This window comes from Prevotella sp. MGM2, from assembly GCF_002933955.1.
Taxonomy (GTDB): domain Bacteria; phylum Bacteroidota; class Bacteroidia; order Bacteroidales; family Bacteroidaceae; genus Alloprevotella.
On sequence record NZ_BEWW01000243.1, the window covers coordinates 31,935 to 54,283 of the forward strand.

The 22,349-nt window shown below is 40.9% G+C and carries 15 protein-coding genes; 11 read left to right on the top strand and 4 right to left on the bottom strand.

Annotated features, from left to right (window positions below; all coding sequences use genetic code 11):
- Positions 1 to 33 precede the first annotated feature (33 nt).
- From C5S62_RS06085 to C5S62_RS06095, 3 genes are all read right to left on the bottom strand, one after another.
- Positions 34 to 2,520: a M3 family metallopeptidase gene (locus tag C5S62_RS06085; RefSeq protein ID WP_104404510.1), complete on the bottom strand. Its 2,487-nt coding sequence runs from the start codon at positions 2,518 to 2,520 to the stop codon at positions 34 to 36.
- 192 nt (positions 2,521 to 2,712) lie between these two features.
- Positions 2,713 to 3,489: an ABC transporter ATP-binding protein gene (locus tag C5S62_RS06090; protein ID WP_104404511.1), complete on the bottom strand. Its 777-nt coding sequence runs from the start codon at positions 3,487 to 3,489 to the stop codon at positions 2,713 to 2,715.
- Positions 3,486 to 4,232: an ABC transporter permease gene (locus C5S62_RS06095; protein ID WP_104404512.1), complete on the bottom strand. Its 747-nt coding sequence runs from the start codon at positions 4,230 to 4,232 to the stop codon at positions 3,486 to 3,488. The genes C5S62_RS06090 and C5S62_RS06095 overlap by 4 nt, the downstream gene beginning before the upstream one ends.
- Before the next feature lie 745 nt (positions 4,233 to 4,977).
- Here C5S62_RS06095 and lon point away from each other — a divergent pair.
- The 4 genes from lon (at position 4,978) to C5S62_RS06115 (ending at position 11,151) form a co-directional block, all read left to right on the top strand.
- Positions 4,978 to 7,440 carry an endopeptidase La gene (lon, locus tag C5S62_RS06100; RefSeq protein ID WP_104404513.1) on the top strand — a complete coding sequence of 821 codons (2,463 nt, stop codon included), beginning with the start codon at positions 4,978 to 4,980 and terminating at the stop codon, positions 7,438 to 7,440.
- 30 nt (positions 7,441 to 7,470) lie between these two features.
- A complete protein-coding gene (gene tgt / locus C5S62_RS06105; RefSeq protein ID WP_104404514.1) occupies positions 7,471 to 8,601 on the top strand; it encodes a tRNA guanosine(34) transglycosylase Tgt in 1,131 nt (376 codons plus the stop codon).
- A gap of 11 nt (positions 8,602 to 8,612) precedes the next feature.
- A complete protein-coding gene (locus C5S62_RS06110) occupies positions 8,613 to 9,779 on the top strand; it encodes an LptF/LptG family permease (RefSeq protein WP_104404515.1) in 1,167 nt (388 codons plus the stop codon).
- 64 nt (positions 9,780 to 9,843) lie between these two features.
- Positions 9,844 to 11,151 carry a DEAD/DEAH box helicase gene (locus C5S62_RS06115; protein WP_104404516.1) on the top strand — a complete coding sequence of 436 codons (1,308 nt, stop codon included), beginning with the start codon at positions 9,844 to 9,846 and terminating at the stop codon, positions 11,149 to 11,151.
- A 250-nt stretch (positions 11,152 to 11,401) separates the two neighbouring features.
- Here the strand turns inward: C5S62_RS06115 and C5S62_RS06120 are convergent, their stop codons facing one another.
- Positions 11,402 to 13,384 carry a family 20 glycosylhydrolase gene (locus C5S62_RS06120; RefSeq protein ID WP_223301169.1) on the bottom strand — a complete coding sequence of 661 codons (1,983 nt, stop codon included), beginning with the start codon at positions 13,382 to 13,384 and terminating at the stop codon, positions 11,402 to 11,404.
- 653 nt (positions 13,385 to 14,037) lie between these two features.
- Between C5S62_RS06120 and C5S62_RS06125 the strand changes: the two genes are divergently transcribed.
- The 7 genes from C5S62_RS06125 (at position 14,038) to C5S62_RS06155 (ending at position 22,262) form a co-directional block, all read left to right on the top strand.
- Complete coding sequence (locus C5S62_RS06125) at positions 14,038 to 14,418, top strand: VOC family protein (protein WP_104404518.1); 381 nt, start codon at positions 14,038 to 14,040, stop codon at positions 14,416 to 14,418.
- Between the two features lie 75 nt (positions 14,419 to 14,493).
- Positions 14,494 to 16,239, top strand: a complete 1,746-nt coding sequence (locus C5S62_RS06130) for a phospho-sugar mutase (RefSeq protein ID WP_104404519.1) — start codon at positions 14,494 to 14,496, stop codon at positions 16,237 to 16,239.
- Between the two features lie 134 nt (positions 16,240 to 16,373).
- The gene (nudC, locus tag C5S62_RS06135) at positions 16,374 to 17,138 is read left to right on the top strand and encodes an NAD(+) diphosphatase (protein WP_104404520.1); all 765 of its coding nucleotides are present in this window, start codon (positions 16,374 to 16,376) and stop codon (positions 17,136 to 17,138) included.
- A gap of 12 nt (positions 17,139 to 17,150) precedes the next feature.
- Positions 17,151 to 19,352 (top strand): bifunctional (p)ppGpp synthetase/guanosine-3',5'-bis(diphosphate) 3'-pyrophosphohydrolase, encoded by a 2,202-nt coding sequence (locus tag C5S62_RS06140; protein WP_104404521.1) that lies wholly within the window; start codon positions 17,151 to 17,153, stop codon positions 19,350 to 19,352.
- A 53-nt stretch (positions 19,353 to 19,405) separates the two neighbouring features.
- Entirely contained in the window at positions 19,406 to 21,100 is a 1,695-nt protein-coding gene (gene ettA, locus C5S62_RS06145) for an energy-dependent translational throttle protein EttA (protein ID WP_104404522.1), read from the top strand.
- Between the two features lie 15 nt (positions 21,101 to 21,115).
- The gene (locus C5S62_RS06150) at positions 21,116 to 21,730 is read left to right on the top strand and encodes a YigZ family protein (RefSeq protein WP_104404523.1); all 615 of its coding nucleotides are present in this window, start codon (positions 21,116 to 21,118) and stop codon (positions 21,728 to 21,730) included.
- 1 nt (position 21,731) lies between these two features.
- Positions 21,732 to 22,262, top strand: coding sequence for a GNAT family N-acetyltransferase (locus C5S62_RS06155; protein WP_104404524.1), 531 nt, complete (start codon positions 21,732 to 21,734; stop codon positions 22,260 to 22,262).
- The last annotated feature ends 87 nt before the right edge of the window (positions 22,263 to 22,349 follow it).

Here is a 22,349-nt window from a genome sequence, read left to right on the forward strand (position 1 = left end):
CTCAATATTTTTTCTGTTTTTTAAGCTATAAAATTATTTCGATTCAACGGAATAAGGCAGAAAAAGAACCTCGATACTTGCACGCTTAAGGAGGTCTATACCATCAGAAAGCCGATAAGGGCGAGCGTAAACCACACGTTTTATTCCCGACTGAATGATAAGTTTACTACATTCTATGCAAGGTGCATCTGTGACATAAAGGGTTGCGCCGTCCGCATTATTATTAGAACGAGCAATTTTTGTAATGGCATTAGCCTCAGCATGAAGTACATAAGATTTTGTAAGGCCAGATGTATCCTCACAAATATTTTCAAATCCGGCAGGAGTTCCGTTGTAGCCGTCACTGATTATCATTTTATCTTTAACAATCAGTGCCCCCACCTGACGCCGTTGACAATATGAATTCTCTGCCCATATATGAGCCATACGTAAATATCGGCAATCAAGTTCGTGATTTTTACGAAATGCCGCGATTTCTTCAGGATCAACAGGAATACCGCTACGGCGAAGCAAAGCCTCTATACCTGGAAGTTGTCCTCGAAAAGCTTTATAAAGTTCCATAGGCGGGCGCGTTCCACCTTGTGACAAAATATTCTTACGAAAAGAATGTGCTGTCTCTTGATTTAGAATACCTTTCTCTTTGAAAAGACTAAAGGCATCAGCTTCAAGAACTTCAGCCCATTTATAACTGTAATATCCAGCAGAATAACCGCCAGACATTATATGACTAAATTGAACAGTCATACAAGTTTCTGGAGGTGCAGGCAACATAACAACCTCTTTCCAAGCATGGTGCTCAAAATCTTTAACACTGGCCGTCATTGGCTTTTGCAGCCTATAAAGTGCCAGATCCAACAAACCAAAAGAAACTTGTCGCAGACATGCATATCCGGAATCTGCGTTGCGACTTTCCACAACACGTTCTATCAGTTCATCAGGAATAATTTCACCTGTCTTATAATGACAAGCAAAAGTGCGCAAAAATTCTTTCTCAACAGCAAAGTTCTCCATGATTTGTGAAGGTAACTCCACAAAATCCCACATAACATTCGTCCCACTCAATGAACGATAACGTGTCATGGCAAATAATCCGTGAAGAGCATGTCCAAACTCATGAAGCAATGTCTCAACTTCCCCCATCGACAACAATGAAGGAATGTCGCCTGCCGGTTTGGTAAGATTGGCTGCAACGACGATATGCGGTCTATCAGAGTAATCCCATTCTTCTTTGAAATTGGTCATCCAAGCTCCACCTTGTTTATTTGAACGAGGATAAAGGTCCATATAAAGAACTCCCAAAAACGTTCCGTCAAGATCATTGACGTCATAAACTTTTACATCGGAATGGTAAACGGGAATTTCCTCGTTCAATTTAAATGTGATGTTATAGAGATGACTAGCTAACGAGAAAACTCCCTCTATAACTTTTTCTAATTGAAAATAAGGACGTAATATCTCTGAGTCTAATCCATGGCGTTCTTTATTCAGCAAATGTGCGTAATAAGCATAATCCCATGGTTGAATTTGAAAATCCTTCCCATCCAATTGACGAGCCAAAGCCTTAATCTCGTCCAATTCCACCTCTGCCTTAGGTTTGAAATAGTTCAACAGATCATGCAGCAAACCATCTACAGTCTCTACATTTTCAGCCATCCGACGCTTCAGCACAAAATCGGCATAGGTTTCATAGCCCAACAACTGAGCCTTTTTCCGCCTCAAGTCAACTATTTCACGTACTACCTCATTATTGTCGTATTCATTGCTATGATTACATTTTGTATTCTGTGCCAAATACAATTTACAACGCAAATCGCGATGTTTGGAATAAGTCATGAAAGGCCCGTAACTTGGAGCGTGCAGCGTTATAACCCATCCGGAAAGGCCACGTTCTTCTGCCGCCTCTCCCGCTTGCAATATTACTCTCTCCGGCAATCCTTCAAGTTGTTTTTCATCAGTCAGATGAAGTATAAAATCATTCGTTTCTTTAAGTACATTCTGTGAAAACTTGAGAGTTAAAGCAGAAAGTTGTTCGGATATTTTTGAGAACCGATCTGCTTTCTCCTTACTTAATGTTGCACCTGAACTTTCGAATTTTTCATATGTTTTAGACAGCAGCATACGCTCTTCCGCATTTCGCTCCTGTGAAAAATCCTCATACACGGCTTTCACGCGCTTAAACAGAACAGCATTATGCATAATACGCATTTCGTGAGCAGACAAATGCGGTGCCATCTCTTGTGCCAATGCTTCAAGTTCATCATCTGTATTGAGACCAAGCATTGTATAGAGATACGTTGTAGCACGATCCAGCAAGGCTCCAGCTGCTTCAAATTGCACTATAGTATTTTCAAAAGTCGGAGTTTCAGCCTGAGTAATTATAGCGTTAATTTCCTCATCCTCAAGACGCATTCCTTCTATTATCCCTTCTCGTATGGCATCAGGGGAAATCTTCTGGTTAAAAGGGAAAGTATGGTGTGGCGTATCATATTGCCCGGAAAAAAGTTCTATTGCATTCATCATAATAGATTTCACTAGTTTTAAAAGTTCACAAAGATACACATTTAATATCAGTTTAAACCTAAAAACACCGCCAACAGTCGTATTAAATAATCAAAAAAAACTGCTCTTTCAAGATGATTTAAGAAAAGCAAAATGGCCCCCGATATCTTTGACTAGTGGGGACCATCCTGTTAACACTGCTCCTTTTCATATTTAAGAACCATTGGAATGACTATGCTGCTCAGCGGCACGTACTTTCCGGAAAAGATCTGAAGCAAAAATGAAATTATTCAGTTTTTCATTATTTGAATCAAAAACCTCTTCTTTACTCCCTTCCCACTCATTACGGCCATCATATATATATAAGATATGTTCACCAATGCCCATTACCGAATTCATATCATGAGTATTGATGACTGTTGTCATACCATACTCTTTAGTAATGTCATGAATCAGTTCATCTATAACAAGCGAGGTCTTAGGGTCGAGTCCGGAATTAGGCTCATCACAAAACAAATATTTCGGATTGAGAACAATGGCCCGCGCAATGGCAACACGTTTCTGCATACCACCTGATATTTCCCCTGGAAATTTATTTTCGGCTTCAAGCAAATTGACACGGTCGAGGCAAAGACGGGCACGTCGCAACCGCTCCTTAGCGCTAAGGCTGGAAAACATATCTAAAGGAAAAAGCACATTATCAAGTACGCTCATAGAGTCAAACAATGCCGCACTCTGAAATATCATTCCCATTTCACGTCGGATTGATGTGCGTTCTTGTTTGCTCATCCCCACGAAACTCCGTCCATCATAGAGGATATCTCCACTTGTAGGTTCGAAAAGCCCCACTATACATTTCATAAGGACAGTTTTGCCCGAGCCGCTTTGGCCGATAATCAAATTGGTAACACCGGCATTAAAAGTAGTGCTGATATCGCGCAACACACTTTTTGTCCCAAAGTCCTTGTTAAGATGATTTATCTGTATCATGAGAGAAGTTGCGTAAGAAACATATCAGAAAAAAGAATAAGCATACTGCTTGAAACTACCGCATTCGTGCTAGCCTTGCCAACCTCAGTAGCACCGCCCTCCACAGTATATCCCCAAAAAGAGGAAACACTTGCTATGATAAAGGCGAAGAAAACAGACTTGATGGTCCCCATCCAGAAAAACCATTGATTAAAATCGTGCTGCATACCCGATGTAAGGTCCGTTGCGGTAATAATATGTCCGACATAGGCAGTGGCATAAGCGCCTATAATACCGCTCACCGTGCTGAAAATGACAAGAAAAGGGATCATTGTAACAAGCCCTAAAATCTTGGGCAGAATAAGGAAACTGGCAGAATTAACCCCCATGATTTCAAGAGCGTCAATTTGTTGCGTAGTTCGCATAGTTCCCAGTTCGGAAGCAATGTTCGACCCGACTTTACCGGCTAAAATCAGACACATGATGGAAGATGAAAATTCCAAAAGCATAATTTCACGTGTCACATAGCCCGAAACCCATGTAGGCATCCAGGCACTTTGAATGTTGAGCTTTATCTGAATACAGATGACGGCTCCAATAAAAAAGGAGATGAGAAGAACAATGCCAATTGACCCTGTTCCAAGGGTAGCCATTTCTTTAAAATATTGTTTAAAAAACATTCTCATGCGTTCAGGGCGGGAAAACGTACGCCCCATAAGTCTGAGATAATGTCCGAAAGTATTCAAACCGGAAAGTAAAATCATAACACGGTTTATTATTATTGGATTACAATGAGCCGAATTATTCCGGCTGTGTCAGAAAACTCTCAAGAATGACCGAAACAAACAAAAGCTCAGCCAGACTTATTGTGTGCAAAGATAGCACATTCAATCTAATCAACTATTGTTTTGGATAGAGATTTCACTTTATAGTTATCCCAAAGCCCATTTATTATTTCTTTCTATTACCAGAATTCTTACAGAATTACTCCTATCGTTTTGAGTCTCCTTTGATTAACATATTTAACTTTCATACACATTAAACAGGAAAATTCTAGCACAAAACAACGAATAGATTTCACAAAAATAACTTTCAAAAGAAAAACATTACTTGAATTTTTAATTGCAATACAGGGAATTTAAATTGTAATACGGACTTTTTATCCGCATATTCCAAAGAAAAAACAAAGTTTTTACAAAGAAATAACAAAAAAAGCGGACAGTTATTTGTTAACCGTCCGCTTCGCTAATGCAAATATACAACATTTTTCAGCCAAAAGCAAATAGTGTTAAAATCGCCTGAAGCCTTAAAAAGTAAAGAGCAATGGAAAATAATAAAGATAAAAAACGTAACTTTGTCACGAATTTGTGGAATAACAAAGTATTCTTACCGATGTCACATGCTCAATTTGGTATGCTTTTTGCATAGCATTTCATGTTTTCTGCAATCACCATGGTGGTTACAGACGAATATCATAACATCGCTAACTTTAGTAGGCTAAATAACAATATGAATAAAGACGACATACAGCAAAATCCCTTTTCTTTAATTGCTGATTTTGACGGAGATATATCCGGTTTGTTTGCCAAGGAGGTTGGTTCCATTCTGCCCATACTTCCTCTGCGCAACATGACCCTGTTTCCCGGAGTGGTGGCTCCGGTGGCTGTTGGCAGGGAAAACTCCAAGCAACTGATTGCGCAAGCCGTTAAAAATGACGGCCAAATCGGCGTGGTTTGCCAACGCGTTCCAGAAGTAGACATGCCCGCCGGCAAGGATCTATATCCTATTGGCGTAATGGCTAAAGTTATGCGCGTCATCGAATTGCCAGATAACGCAATAACTGTCATCCTGCAAAGTTTTTCACGCTTTGAACTGGGGAAAATAACCCGTCAGACACCATTTTTGCGTGCCAAGGTGGAAAAGCTGGACGAAGTATTGCCCGCTGATGATGACAAAGAATACGCAGCATTGACTGAAGCCTGTAAGGAAGCTACCATACGGCTGCTGCGCACTAGCGACACTGTACGCGAAGAGGCTGTATTTGCTATCCGGAACATCAACCATCCGGTCTTTCTCATCAACTTTATCTGTACCAATCTTCCTTTTCCCATTGAGGAAAAAACAGAGCTTCTGGCGGAAGGCGACCAGAAAAAACGCGCCTACAAACTCCTTTCCATCTTAAACAGAGAGTGCCAATATGCTGCTCTCAAACAGCATATCCAAAATCAGACACGAGAAGATTTGGATCAGCAGCAGAAAGAATACTTCTTGCATCAACAGATAAAAAACATCCAGAATGAGTTGGGAGAATCTCAAAATGAGGATGTTGTTGAACTGCAAAACCAAGCAGCCCGACTAAACATGCCGGAAAAAATACAGGCTGTTTTCAATAAGGAGATAAGCAAACTGGCACGTATTAATCCGCAAAGTCCAGACTATAATGTACAGTTGAATTATCTTCAGACAATGGTTGCACTACCTTGGGGAAAAGAAACTGAAGACAACCTGAACATACGCAATGCCGAACGTATTCTTAATAGCGACCATTATGGTATGGAAAAAGTCAAGGAGCGAATTTTGGAACATTTGGCCGTATTACGCTTACGAAAAGACATGAAAGCCCCCATTATTTGTCTTTACGGACCTCCGGGAGTCGGCAAAACCTCATTAGGGCGCAGCATTGCAGCAGCCTTAGGCCGCAAATACGTAAGAGTGTCCTTAGGCGGAGTGCACGACGAATCGGAGATACGCGGACATCGGCGCACTTACATAGGAGCCATGCCCGGACGTATCATAAAAGGAATAATGAAGGCGGAAAGTTGCAATCCGGTTTTTATTTTAGACGAAATCGACAAAGTTTCTCAGGCAAATTACAATGGCGATCCACAGTCTGCTTTGCTTGAGGTATTGGATCCTGAGCAGAACAATGCGTTTCACGATAACTTCCTTGATACAGACTTCGACCTCTCAAAGGTGTTTTTTATCGCAACGGCCAACAACCTGAACACGATTCCAACTCCGTTGCTTGACCGCATGGAATTAATAGAAGTGGAAGGCTATCTTACTGAAGAAAAAAAGGAAATAGCCCGACGACACCTCATCCCCAAAGAACAGAAGGAATTGGATTTCGGCAAATACGGTACATTGAAATTGACACCGGCAGCAACAGAATTGATCATCGAAAAATATACACGCGAAAGCGGTGTGCGCCAACTCGAAAAGCAAATTGACAAGATTTTTCGTAAAACAGCCTATTTGACAGCGGTTAACAATGAAATGCCATTTGCAAAATCCACAATCAAGCCGCAAGATATAGAAACTCTTTTAGGCAAGCCGCCTTATAACCGGGACAAATATCAGGGCAACACATATGCCGGCGTTGTAACCGGATTGGCCTGGACCGCTGTCGGAGGAGAAATTCTTTTTATCGAAACTAGTTTAAGCAAAAGCAAGGCATCCAAACTTACCTTAACTGGAAATCTAGGGGATGTTATGAAAGAATCGGCCGTATTGGCTTTGGAATACATCAAATCACATGCCGAAAAATTGAATTTGGATTATCGGATCTTTGATAACTGGGATATTCATATCCATGTACCGGAAGGTGCGACCCCAAAAGACGGACCGTCTGCCGGTATCACTATTGCAACATCACTGGCCTCTGCCTTGACCCAAAGAAAGGTACGGGCAAATATAGCCATGACCGGCGAAATCACTTTACGCGGAAAAGTTCTGCCGGTAGGAGGCATCAAGGAGAAAATTTTGGCAGCCAAACGTGCCGGAATTACTGACATCGTCATGAGCGAAGAAAACCGCAAAGATATAGAAGAAATAAAAGCGACATATATCGATGGACTGAAATTTCATTTTGTCGATAATGTGGAAGAAATTTTTGAAATAGCCTTGCTCGATGAGATAGTGGAATCTCCTATAGATCTGACAATAAAAGAAACACCAACAAGTTCGAATTGAACATTCTAACTTTTATGACCTTGGAGACTCATGACATTTAACTTACAACATACAGATAAAGGAAGTGCTGCACGTGCGGCACTTCTCACTACAGATCACGGGCAAATCGAAACTCCGATATTCATGCCAGTCGGCACACTGGGAACTGTTAAAGGAGTACATTTACACGAACTAAAAGATGACATAAAAGCACAAATCATTTTAGGGAATACCTATCATCTTTATCTACGGCCCGGATTGGAAATTATAGAACGTGCAGGAGGGCTACACAAATTTAATGGATTTGACCGCCCAATGCTCACTGATAGTGGTGGATTTCAAGTGTTCTCACTGACCGGTATCCGCAAATTAAGTAATGAAGGCTGTGAGTTTCGTTCGCATATAGATGGCAGTAAACATTTCTTTACCCCTGAAAAAGTGATGGATATAGAACGTGCCATAGGCGCTGACATCATGATGGCTTTCGATGAATGTCCGCCAGGCACAGCCGATTTCGCTTATGCCAGAAAAAGCCTTGACCTGACACACAGATGGATGAAGCGCTGTTGGAAACGTTTCCATGAAACTGATCCTAAATACGGCTACCACCAATCATTATTCCCAATTGTACAAGGTTGTGTATATCCTGATTTACGTCGTGAAAGTGCTAAATTCATGGCTGATTTTGGAGCTGAAGGTTATGCCATCGGTGGATTGGCAGTAGGCGAACCCGCAGAAGTCATGTATGAAATGATAGAAGTGGTCAATGATATTCTTCCCAAAGACCGTCCACGTTATTTGATGGGAGTAGGTACCCCCATCAATATCCTGGAAGCCATCGAACGTGGAGTAGACATGTTTGATTGTGTAATGCCTACACGAAACGGCCGCAATGCAATGTTATTTACCGCTGAAGGTATTTTGAATATGCGTAATGCAAAATGGGCAGATGATTTTTCTCCTGTAGACCCTATGGGGCACTGTTTGGCCGACACGCAATATTCACGCGCTTATCTGCATCACCTTTTCAAGGCCAAAGAACTTCTGGCCATGCAAATAGCCAGCATACATAATCTGGCATTTTATCTGTGGCTGGTAAAAGAGGCACGCACACATATTTTAGCTGATGACTTTTCCGAATGGAAAGTTGAAATGGTGGAAAAATTATCCAGAAGACTTTGATAAAGGCTTTTATGAAAAGAATATGGTTGCATATAAAGGACTGGTATCAATCTATCAGACGACTTTTAATTAAAGGTAAGGAATTGCTTACCCTTAAACGCATTGACAGGTATATCATTAAGAAATTTCTGTCTACTTACATCTTTCTGATTGCGATTGTTATCTTAATAGCCATTATCTTTGACTATAATGAGAAAATAGATAAATTTACACAGAGTCATGTCTCTTTTGAGAGGATTATATTCGATTATTATCTAAATTTCATTCCCTATTTCTCAAACTTATTCAGTCCGTTATTTGTTTTTATTGCGGTTATTTTCTTTACGTCAAAATTGGCTGGAAATTCTGAAATAATAGCAATGAAATCCACAGGAATGAGTTTCCGGCGCTTATTGCGCCCTTACATGATAGCTGCAGGCCTTATCGCTATTACAACATTCCTTTTAGGAGCTTATGTCATACCTCGCGGGAACGTGCAACGAGTGGAATTTGATAATACTTATATAAAGAAGAAAAAATCCACTATTGCAGAAAATGTACAAATGCAAGTTGATACGGGAGTAGTAGCATATATCACCCATTTTGACAATGAATCCAAAAGCGGTTATGGCTTTTCTTTAGATAAATTTATAGATAAGAAACTGATATCGCATCTGACAGCACAAAACATACAATACGACACGTTGTCGGACCGCCGTTATAGTTGGACGCTCCATATGTATCGTATTCGCACTCTCAAAGGCATGCGTGAAACTATTACAAGTGGAGAGAAATTAGATACAATTGTCATGATGGAACCCTCAGACTTCTTTTATGTAAAAAATCAGCAAGAAACAATGACGCTGCCACAATTGAATGAATTTATTCATAAACAAAAACTCAGAGGAGCTCCTAACATCAGCACCTTTGAAGTTGAGTATCATAAGCGTTTTGCTATGCCGTTTGCTGCGTTTATCCTAACAATTATCGGTGTATCACTTTCAAGCCAAAAACGTAAAGGCGGCATGGGATTCTCACTGGGCATCGGTTTAGCTCTAAGTTTTGGATATATTCTATTTCAAACCATTTCTGCAACATTTGCCACTAATGCAGGATTTCCGGCTATGCTTGCAGTTTGGATTCCCAATATTGTATTTGCCATTATTGCTTATATTCTTTATCAACGAACACCGGAATAATATTAAAAAAATCCGGAAAAAGTTTTTTTGAAAAGAGCCTTTAATATATAATTCCCCAATTAATATGCTTTTCACTGATTTAGACCTCAACGAAGATTTGTTAGACGCTTTGTACGACATGCGTTTCGATGAGTGTACCCCCATACAGGAACAATGTATCCCCCATATTCTTGAAAACCGTGACCTCATTGGCATAGCACAGACCGGTACAGGAAAAACCGCCGCCTATTTACTTCCATTGTTAACACTTTTATGCCGTGAACCGCATCCTAAAGATTCTGTAAACTGTTTAGTTATGGCTCCAACACGAGAACTGGCACGCCAAATAGACCAGGCCTTACAAGGATTTGGGTATTATATGGACATTAACGGTGTTGCTGTTTATGGCGGAAATGACGGCGCACGTTACGAACAGGAAAGGCGCAGTCTGAGCGCTGGTGCAGACATTGTCATTGCCACTCCTGGACGTTTAATCACACATCTGCAATTAGGAACATTAGACTTAAGCCGTACAACCCACTTAGTTCTGGATGAGGCAGACCGAATGCTGGATATGGGGTTTAGCGAGGACATTATGAAAATAGTAGAAAACTTACCCCAAAAGCGACAAACTATATTGTTCTCAGCTACGATGCCACCCAAAATTGCAGAATTGGCACGTCAGATTATGCATGATCCAGTAGAAGTTAGTATTGCTGTATCAAAACCAGCAGAAAAGATAGATCAAAGTGTTTATATCTGTAAAGAAGGGGATAAGACAGCCATCATCAAACATTTATTTAAAGAAAAAGCTCCAGAAAGAGTAATTCTTTTTGCTTCTTCAAAACAGAAAGTAAAAGATTTGAATATCTCCCTACAACGTGCCGGTTATAATGTAGCTGCTATGCATTCCGATTTAGAACAGAAGCAACGGGATGAAGTAATGCTTGATTTTAAAGCCCGCCGCATTGACATTTTGGTGGCAACCGATATCGTGGCACGTGGCATTGACATTGATGACATCACTTTGGTCATAAATTATGATGCACCACACGACGCAGAAGATTATGTACACAGAATAGGCCGCACAGCCCGTGCCGGTCGCGAAGGCCGTGCCATAACTCTTGTTGGTGAACGTGACCGGACGGCTCTCGCTTCTATCGAAAATCTGTTGAATGAAAAGATAGCAAGAGCTGCATTACCTGAAGGCATGTCCGCACCTGTTCCCGACAATATGACAAGAGGAAAGAAAAATGGAACACGAAAACATTCGCATACGAATAAACATTATAACAATCATCGTAACGGCCACAATCATACCACTTCGAAATCGACAAAAACAAACTCGCGTGGTAAAAAGGGACATCCTCAACAAGGAAAAGATACGCCCTAAACAATTTCCTCTAATGACAATATTAAAATTCCTCAAACGTGATACTGTTCTCAGCATCACGTTTTTTAATAAGGTGTAATCAAACTTTTAATCACTTTGCGGTACCAATGATGAATTCATTTCCACAAATAAATCCGCCTCTTCCAATATAAAAAAACAGGTTGCTCCGACTTTTAAACTGGAGCAACCTGTCTGTAACTTTCTATCCTTTCTTACTTTCTACTTTGAAAGCTAAGGGGATTTCTTATATTCATTCTATTCCCATCGAAACTTTCAGATTTGTAATCTTACTCTTGAAATTTCCGGCCTTACAAAGAGGGAACACCAATGTGCGCTGATAATTCATCTTAGCGCTAGGCACATAGGTTTCAGTTTTCCAAGTTTCTCCCTCTTCAAACTGATAGTTTGTACGATCTGTAGGTTTCACAACATGAATGGTTTGAGGACCAAGTTCCTCTTTCTTATTACCATTTATCAAAAGACGGGTCATTTTATTATTACCCTGAATGGTAATAGTAACTTCCTCTCCAACAGGAATGCGATAGTTAAACGTGTTAAGATAACCATCGCGTGAAAAGCCTAGTTTACCGTTGCGTGGGTCAGACAGATAGAATACAGCATTTTTAGAACGGAAAAGTTCAGTGCCCTTAGCTTCAGTTTCTCCCTTGACAGTAAATGAAACTGTGTAGTCATAACCAACTTCTTCTACAGGAAGTGTGACTCCAGCCTTTACTTCAGCCATTTCAAACGGAGTTTTAAGTTTACCAGCCTCATTTACAGCAGGAGCTTCACTTAAAAGGTGACGTTGTTGATTGAACTCGTCATAAGGCAACTGAGTTTTTTTGCCAGTCCAACATTTCACGGCCAATGTCTGTAAAGCCGGATAAACCCTATCGTGAATATCCTTTACAGAAATACCGTTGCCGGCATGGTCGTTCCACACTGCAAACATTCCGCCAAGTATGGCCGGATCGTTTTCTTCAAATTTCTGATTGCCAATGGTAGCTGGCGTCCAGTTATTATAAAGATGCTGGCAGTTCAAATAATCATAATAATAGCCGGCCGCAGGGACTATATAAACCAATCCGTCAGGAATACTTACAAGCTGATAGCCTTGTTCTTTCATATCTTTAGGATTGGCAAAACCGTTATACCAGCAACTCATAATCACATCTTTCGACTTAACTGGAGTTTCTCCTTTGGCATGTGTCAAAGCTCCCCACACCATGGCTTGTTTACCATATTTTTCAACAAACTTGATATAGTGATCGGTAAATGCGCGAAATTTCTCAACAACGTCTTTCTTCGCATTAGAATATTCATCGGTGCCGATATGGACACGCTTGCCGCGGAACACAGGTTCTTTGCCTTCGAGATATTCTTTAAAAAGACCGTCTACAAATTCATAAGTCTCAGGCTTAAACAGGTCGAGATGGTCCATTCCATAATCTTTTGAGGCTATTTCCGGCTTATAGTGAGTAAATGCCAAAGAATGTGCCGGAACATCTATCTCTGGAATGATTTCCACACTGTTCTCTTCTGCCAATTTCTGTAATTCTATAAATTCTTTTTTAGAATACGAACCATCCTTAGCAGTCAACCCCGGATAAGTGTCACTCTCCAATCTGAAGGCTGCTTGGGTCTTATTCCAATCATTACCAAAGAACTGCCGGAAGCCGTTGTCATTGAGATGTACCTGTAGAGTATTCATCTTATAGTACCCCATCATCTTGACCAGACTGCGCAGATAGTCCATAGGAATAAATTTACGTCCGCAATCAATCATAAAACCACGCATCGCATATTGTGGTATGTCGGTAGATGAACCACAAGGAATGACATGAGTGGCTGATTGTTCGGACAACTGTAGTAAAGTACGGGTCCCCCAATAAAGGCCTTGAACTGTGGCTGCTGAAATCTGTGCCGTTTCACCGATATTCATGATATAGCCCTCTTGTCCCAGTTCCTTATTTTTTTTCAAAGTCAGCACGAAGTCACCTTTTTGAGCCTTTCCTTTACCCACTATAAGTTTCTTACCCGTTAAAGCTTCATAATCGGCCACAAAAATATCTGCTGTTTTCAGCAAATCCTTGGAGGAACCGGAAAGAATTACACGTCCGGATGGCATGAACTTTCCTTCAGCTCCGACCCAATTAGTCAGTTCCGGAACAACAAAAGGCTTGGGGTTAATCTCTGCAAACGCACTACACACCATAACCATGCCGCAAAACATAGTTGCCGCAACGCGTTTAAACGAAAAAGAAATTTTCTTCATGATAATTGATTATATTTATTTGATCGAGGTTGATAGTGCAAAGATAGGTATTTTATTTTTATCCCTTACAACAATTGATGGTAAACCCACCACCAACAGCCAAACAAAGACACATTGAATAAAACATCTGTATTGCAACCCAACAACCGGCTCTACAGAAGCAAACTGTTATATTCAAGAATTTCTTCTCTCTATTCATTCAAAAAATACTTGGATTTTAAATTGCAATACGGGGATTTATTATGAAAACATGCAGAAAAAAACTGTTCTTATTGCTGATAAACACGCAAAAAGCGAAGCATTTCTAAAGAATGCTCCGCTCCGCTGTTACAAAGATAATGAATTATTCCATCAAATGCAAGAAATGTTAAAAAGTGAACTGTAATTAAATCCACAAAAGTTTATCTGAATATTTATTCACTATTAAATAAATGTCGCATAATTCATTTTTTCAGATTTAATCGCTATCTTTGTAATCGCAAAGCAAATTGCAGACAAGAGCAAAACGACAATCCCCTTAAATGAATTAGGTACAATAGGAATCATTCGCTGTACATTCTTTTCATTACATGTTGTAATGCTCTTGAAAACTTTTAAACTCAAATGATTTTATGACAGATATCAAGGCTAAATTTGACCACTTCAACATCAATGTTACAGACTTGCAAAAAAGCATCACGTTCTATAGAGAAGCGTTAGGATTAATCCCTTGTGGTGAAATAAATGGCCCTGAAGGAGCCTTTAAAATAGTATATCTGGCCAATGAAAGCTCTGCTTTTAAATTGGAACTGACATGGTTACGCGACCATCCTCAAAAATACGATTTGGGAGAATGCGAATTTCACCTTTGCCTGCGTGTACCGGGTGACTATGCTGCCACACGTGCCTTTCACAAAGCAATGGGATGTGTTTGTTATGAAAACAATGACATGGGACTTTATTTTATTTCCGACCCTGATGGATATTGGATTGAAATTCTACCTATGGAATAAATCTTCAGACTTTTTAAAACGGTATTTGCCGGAGATATAATATTTTATAATAAACGACAAAAGCAAGATATAATCATGAACAACGAAGAACTCATTAAACAATGCGAGGCGGTGGCCGGGGAATGGATGACCAGCCCGCTCTACGATGAAGCAACTAAAACAGCAGTCAAGGCAATGGTGGAAAGTGCAGACAAAACACCGCTCATAGATGCTTTTTACCGCACACTCGAATTTGGAACAGGCGGTTTACGGGGTATCATGGGGCCTGGCACAAACCGCATGAATATCTACACCGTAGGTGCTGCCACACAAGGTTTGGCCAATTATCTGAATAAATGTTTTGCAGGACGCGATGAAATTTCAGTAGTCGTAGGTCACGATTGCCGTAATAACTCACGCCTTTTCGCAGAAACTTCTGCGGCTATTTTCTCTGCCAACGGTATCAAAGTATATCTTTTCAATGATATGCGTCCGACACCGGAAATGTCCTTTGCCATCCGGCATTTAGGTTGCCAAAGCGGTATTAATATCACTGCCAGCCATAATCCCAAAGAGTACAACGGCTACAAGGCTTATTGGGACGACGGTGCACAGGTTTTGGCTCCTCATGACAAAGGCATTATTGACGAAGTCAACAAGGTAAAGGTAGAGGACATCAAATTCAAAGGCAATGACGCGCTTATTGAAATAGTAGGTGAGGACATTGATAAAATCTACTTGGAAAAAGTTCATGAACTTTCCATTGATCCTGCTTGTATCGCACGGCAAAAAGATTTGAAAATTGTGTACACACCGCTTCATGGTACCGGAATGACACTTATTCCCGCCTCATTAAAATTATGGGGGTTCGAAAATGTGCACACCGTGCCTGAACAAATGGTTAAGAGCGGCGATTTCCCCACAGTAATCAGCCCTAATCCGGAAAACGGTGAGGCTTTGACAATGGCCCTGAACTTGGCGAAAAAAATAGATGCAGATATTGTAATGGCAAGTGACCCTGATGCTGACCGCGTAGGCATGGCATGCAAGAACAACAAGGGTGAATGGGTATTAGTAGACGGCAATCAAACTTGCATGATTTTCCTCTATTACATCATTAAGAACCGTCAGGCACAAGGCCAGATGAAAGGAGATGAGTTCATTGTAAAAACCATTGTAACCACAGAACTTATCCGGGAAATTGCCAAGAAATACAATGTTGAAATGATGGACTGCTACACAGGCTTTAAGTGGATTGCCCGCGAAATACGCCTTAACGAAGGCCATAAGCAGTACATTGGCGGTGGAGAGGAAAGCTATGGATTTATGGCTGAAGATTTTGTCCGCGACAAGGATGCAGTATCTGCCTGTTCTTTATTGGCAGAAATCTGTGCATGGGCGAAAGATCAGGGTAAGACGCTCTTTGACGTATTGATGGATATTTACGTTGAATTCGGCTTCTCGCTCAATAAAACTATCAATGTGGTGAAACCAGGTAAAACCGGTGCCGATGAAATAAAGGCCATGATGACAGGTTTCCGCGAAAACCGTCCGACCCAAATAGCTGGTTCTCCTGTAATCTGTACAAAAGATTACGCCACTCTCAAGCAATATAATGCAGAAGGAATGGCTACAGAACTTGATATGCCCGAAACTAGCAATGTATTACAATGGTATACAACAGATGGAACCAAAGTCAGCGTGCGTCCCTCCGGCACAGAACCGAAAATCAAATTTTACATTGAAGTTATGGGCGAGATGGGATGTCCGAAATGTTATGATGCCGCTCGTGAAGAAGCAGAGAAAAAGATAGAGGCAGTAATAAAGACTCTAGGTCTCTGACAAATCATTAGAATAGACAATAGAACGGGGCGCATTCCTTTTAAATTACTTAATTGTATGTTGCCCCGTTTTTATTATTCCAAACAAATAATGTAGATTTCAACGTATCTCGGAACATCGTATAACATAAGAATATGGCTGCTTATTGGTTCTTGTTTCATCAAGGAAATATACTTCTGACAGATAAAGGGACAATACCTTTGTCAAAGGAAATACCATTTCCAAACATAGAAGAGAGTAATATTTTTCATTTGCCAGATGTTGAAGAACGGTCTTGTTATGCGGCAACACTTGAGACACCAATAACGGAATCTTGTTATAAAATGATACCGCTCAGAGCATCTTTTGAGATGCTTCCCTCAATCTTATATAGAATGGCTGCTAAGTCCTATGAGCTTCTTTATTGGAATGCTAACACAAATTATTGTGGCGCATGTGGAGCTTTAATGAAACGGCATACAGAAATCTCAAAAATTTGTTCTTGTTGCGGTAAAGAAATATGGCCATCAGCGAGTGCTGCAATTATCGTGGCTATCACCCGAGGACATGAAATATTACTGGTACAAAGTAAAAAATTCAGAGGAAATTATTTTGGACTGGTTGCTGGTTTTGTAGAAACAGGAGAAACACTAGAAGAGTGCGTTCACCGTGAAGTTATGGAAGAAACTGGCATCACAATAAAAAAACTGAAATATTTTTCGAGTCAGGCTTGGCCTTATCCTTTTAATATCATGATAGGCTTCACTGCTGAGTATGCACATGGAGACCTACAACTCCAACGGTCCGAACTCAATGCAGGAGGTTGGTATAAACTTAACAACTTACCGGAAATCCCAGAAAAAGTCAGTTTGGCCCGCCAATTAATTGATGCAGTTAAGAATGATATTTGTCACCAATAAAACATCCATCCTATGAATAGTTTCACGCCTGCCGAGCGGCTTGAAACGCTCGCTATTTTATTAAAAATCTATCGTGACGAAAGTTTAAAACCGGTTGTTGCCGACGCACATTTGGTTCGGGACCTTTTGAAAAAACTTTTGCAAAACGGCGCTGTGCTGAGAAATGATTTTGGACTGAATAAAATAGTCATAGCTTTAGAATCTGTTTATCTAGCCACTCAGGAAATAGGACTCAGAGGCTTTGCCTTTTACCCTTATATCATCTATTCTCTCATACAGAACAAACAACATCTTAATTGTATTTACGAGGATTGCAGCGTAGAAATCCGCAAAACTCTTGAAGTTCTTTTGCGGGTCTCACAATTAGAAGCAAAGGAGGAAGCGATGCGTACAGACAACTTCCGCAATCTATTTGTATCGCAAGCAGGAGATATGCGCATAGTTCTACTATTGATTGCGCAATCAGTAGTTCTGATGCGCCGAATAAAAGACACTCCCAATATTGAAGCACAACGAAGACTTTCTGTTAAAGCCGCCAGCCTATACGCCCCATTGGCTCATAAACTGGGCTTGTATAAGTTAAAAAGCGAGCTGGAAGATTTATCCCTCAAATATCTAGAACACGATGCTTATTATCATATTAAAGCAGAATTAAATGCCACCAAAAGAGTACGTGATGCCTATATCGAACGTTTTATCACACCTATTCGGAAAATGCTCGACAATGAAGGCTTACGGTATCAAATGAAAGGACGTACCAAAAGCATTCACTCTATTTGGCAGAAAATGCAAAAGCAGCAATGCACGTTCAAAGGAGTTTATGATTTATTTGCCATCCGCATTATTCTTGATACACCGATCAATAAAGAAAAAGAACAATGCTGGAAAGTATTCTCTTTAATAACCAATCAATACGACTCTAATTTAAAGCGTCTGCGCGACTGGCTTACTGTTCCCAAAAGTAATGGTTACGAAAGTCTTCATGTCACAGTTAAGGGTCCTGAAGAGAAATGGGTGGAAGTACAGATTCGTACTAAACGTATGGACGAAGTGGCCGAACATGGTTTGGCAGCCCATTGGCGTTACAAAGGATTAAAAAGCAGTACTGGTGGAATTGACGCATGGCTATCGGATATCCGCAGTGCTTTAGAAACAGGCAACGACAACTTGCTCACTGAAAGTTTATCTGAGAAGACCGAAAAAAAAGAAGTATACGTGTTTACTCCTAAAGGAGATCTCTATCGACTACCTCACAAAGCTACAATTCTTGATTTTGCTTATTACATTCATTCAGGTATTGGAAATAAATGTGTAGGTGGCCGAATTAACGGCCGCAATGTTCCTATCAGACATCAATTGGAAAGTGGAGAAACGGTAGAAATCATCACTTCCGGAACACAAACGCCCAAAATGGAATGGGTAAACATTGTTGTTTCCAACCACGCAAAATCCAAAATACGAACGGCGGTACGCGATTTGCAAGCCCGTGAAGGAGCTTTGGCACGTGAACTGCTTGAGCGTAAACTAAGAAACAGGAAAATAGAATGGGACGAAAGTGTTATCAATCAGTTGATAAAAAAAACAGGATTCAAAGAATCTTTTGAATTTTACAAAGTCTTATCTGAGGGTAAATTAGACATAAATTCACTCATTGAACGCTATCAAGAACTAAGTAAACGAGAAGCAGGACAAATAGAACGTGCTGTAACTCGAAGTGCCGATGAATTTATCATGCCCCCAGAGCAAGATCTGCATCGGCAGGGTGGGGAAGATGTTTTAGTTATTGATCATAATTTGAAAGGCTTGGATTTTCAAATGGCTCATTGCTGTAATCCTGTTTATGGTGATGAAGTTTTTGGATTCATAACTGTTGGAGGAGGCATAAAAATACATCGCACAAATTGTCCCAATGCCCCTGCTCTCCGTAATCGTTTCGGATACCGCATAGTCCCCGCACGTTGGGCTGGAAAAGGAAGTGGCAAATATCCAATTACCCTACATGTTATCGGCGTTGATGACTTAGGAGTTGTCAATAATATAACTTCCATTATAGCTAAAGAAGAAAATATTATGTTGCGCAGCATCAACATAGATTCAAATGATGGGCTTTTTTCCGGAATACTGACAGTTTTGCTGGATGATGTGCAAATGCTGAAAAATCTGCTGAGAAAAATCAGAGGTATACGCGGAGTGAAGGCTGTTTCCCGAACATAAATCTGATTTCCGTTCTAAATACATATAAATTTACATACCATATATTTATAACTATGGCAACAATTGACGACAAGAAAATTATTTTTTCCATGGTTGGCCTTTCCAAAACAATACGCCAAACCAACAAACAAGTATTGAAAGACATCTATTTATCCTTTTTTTATGGTGCCAAAATAGGCATTATAGGACTTAACGGATCTGGTAAATCCACTTTAATGAAAATCATAGCCGGATTAGACAGCGACTATCAGGGAGAGGTTGTTTTCTCCCCAGGATATACTGTTGGCTATTTACCACAAGACCCACCATTGGATGATGAGAAAAAAGTGATAGATATCGTCCGCGAAGGCGTACAGACACTAGTCGATGCTTTAACAGAATACGAAGAAATCAATCAGAAATTCGGATTACCTGAGTATTATGAAAACGAGGATAAAATGAATCAGCTTTTTGTCCGACAGGGAGAATTACAAGATCTGCTTGACGCTTCAGACGCATGGAACCTTGACAGCCGGCTGGAACGTGCGATGGCAGCTTTACGCTTACCGCCTGCCGATGCCTTGGCCAAACATCTTTCTGGTGGTGAGCGCCGCCGTGTGGCACTATGCCGTTTACTGTTACAGAAGCCCGATGTCTTGTTATTGGATGAACCGACAAACCACCTTGACGCAGAAAGCATTGACTGGCTGGAACAGCACCTCAATCAATATGAAGGAACTGTTATTGCTGTAACACATGACCGCTATTTTCTGGACGATGTTGCCGGCTGGATTTTGGAGCTTGACCGTGGGGAAGGTATTCCATGGAAAGGCAATTATTCCTCATGGCTGGAGCAGAAAACCAAGCGCATGGAGATGGAAGAAAAAGTGGCCAGCAAACGCCGTCGCACACTCGAGCGCGAATTGGAATGGGTGCGTATGGCCCCAAAAGCGCGGCAAGCAAAAGGAAAAGCACGTCTTAATTCATACGAGCGCATGCTTGGAGAAGACCAAAAGGAAATGGAGCAGAAACTCGAAATCATTATACCCAATGGTCCGCGTCTAGGACATAAAGTTATAGAAGCACAGCACGTAAGCAAGTCCTATGGAGATAAGCTTTTATTTTCGGATTTGAACTTTATGCTACCTCAAGGCGGTATTATCGGCGTCATTGGGCCTAACGGTGCCGGAAAAACAACGTTATTCCGGTTAATCATGGGATTGGAAACTCCTGATGGAGGAACCTTTGAAGTTGGTGAAACCGTTAAACTGGCTTATGTGGACCAACAGCATCAGGATATTATTCCAGAAAAATCGGTCTATGAAGTTGTCAGTGGCGGCAACGAATTGCTACGCATGGGAGGCCGCGATGTAAACGCACGCGCTTATTTGAGTAAATTTAATTTTTCCGGAGCTGATCAGGAGAAAAAATGCGGTGTACTTTCAGGAGGTGAGCGGAATCGCCTCCATCTGGCTCTAGCTTTAAAAGAAGAAGGTAATGTCCTTTTACTGGACGAACCTACCAATGACATTGATGTCAATACGCTGCGTGCTCTTGAGGAAGGTCTGGAATCCTTTGCCGGTTGTGCCGTTGTTATCAGCCATGACCGTTGGTTCCTTGATCGTATCTGTACGCATATTCTGGCTTTTGAAGGCGATGGTAACGTTTTCTTCTTCGAAGGCTCCTACAGCGAATATGAGAGCAATAAGGCCAAACGTCTTGGTATTGAAGAGCCTAAACGTTTGCGCTACAGAAAATTGGATGATTAAAATCCCATCTGCCGCATGCTAGATACGTACCAAACCATCGCCTCTTCGGGAGAAGCTTGCCACACCGAAAAGCGCAGTCGTTTTTTAGCCTTTGCCCATCATGTGACAACCGTGGATGAGGCAAAGGCCATTATTGCGTCTTATCGGAAAAAGTATTTCGATGCCCGACACGTCTGTTACGCTTATACTCTCGGATATGATAGCTCCATCACACGCCAAAATGATGATGGCGAGCCATCAGGCAGTGCAGGCAAACCTATTGGCGGACAATTACGCTCAGCCAACGTTACCAATGCCATCGTATTGGTAGTCCGTTATTTCGGAGGAGTAAAACTAGGAACAGGAGGTTTGGCAGTAGCTTACAAAACGGCAGCAGCCGAAGCATTGGCTTCAGCTATTATCGAAGAGAGAATTATCATGAAACACTTCATAATAAGCGCTCCCTATGCTGAGGCCGATATTGCCATGCGCTATGTACGAGACACTGGGGCACAAATTTCAAGACGTGAATACACCGCCACTGATGTCATACTTAACATTTCGGTACGGCTGAGTGACGAAAACATTCTACGCAGTCGATTGACCAACATATTATCCCTTCGTTTTATAGATAAAGATTCACCGGCATAACATGAATTTTAGTATTATAACTCCTCAATCAAGCTGCTGGCATGAAGTAGTCCAACTTTACACCTCCTCCTTTCCCTATGAGGAACGTCGCGAAGTTGAAAACTGGCAAACCTTAGCCAACACTATTTCAGACTTTCACATTCTGGCACTGTTGAATAATGATGATTTATTAGGATTTATCAGTTATTGGGATTTAGAAGGTTTCGTGTATGTAGAGCATTTTGCCATCAGTACCACTCATCGCAACCAAGGCTTAGGTACTGAGATTTTTAAGCAATTGCAGGAAAAAGTATGCTATCGTCCTATTGTGCTTGAAGTAGAACCGCCTGAAACTTCGACTGCACGCCGTCGAATCGCTTTTTATGAACGTTTGGGATTGTCATTATCAACATTTCCTTACTTACAACCCCCATACCGCAAAGGTGACAACTGGTTTCCTTTATGTCTCATGACAACTGATGCCAACCATCTTAAATCCCAAATAAAAGCAATAGAGAGAAGTATTCATAAACGAGTTTACGGAGTCAACTAAAGGACTTTGATTTTTAACACTATTTGCTTTTGGCAGAAAAATGTCGTATATTTGCAGAGCTAAAGCAGGCAGTTCATGAAGAACTGC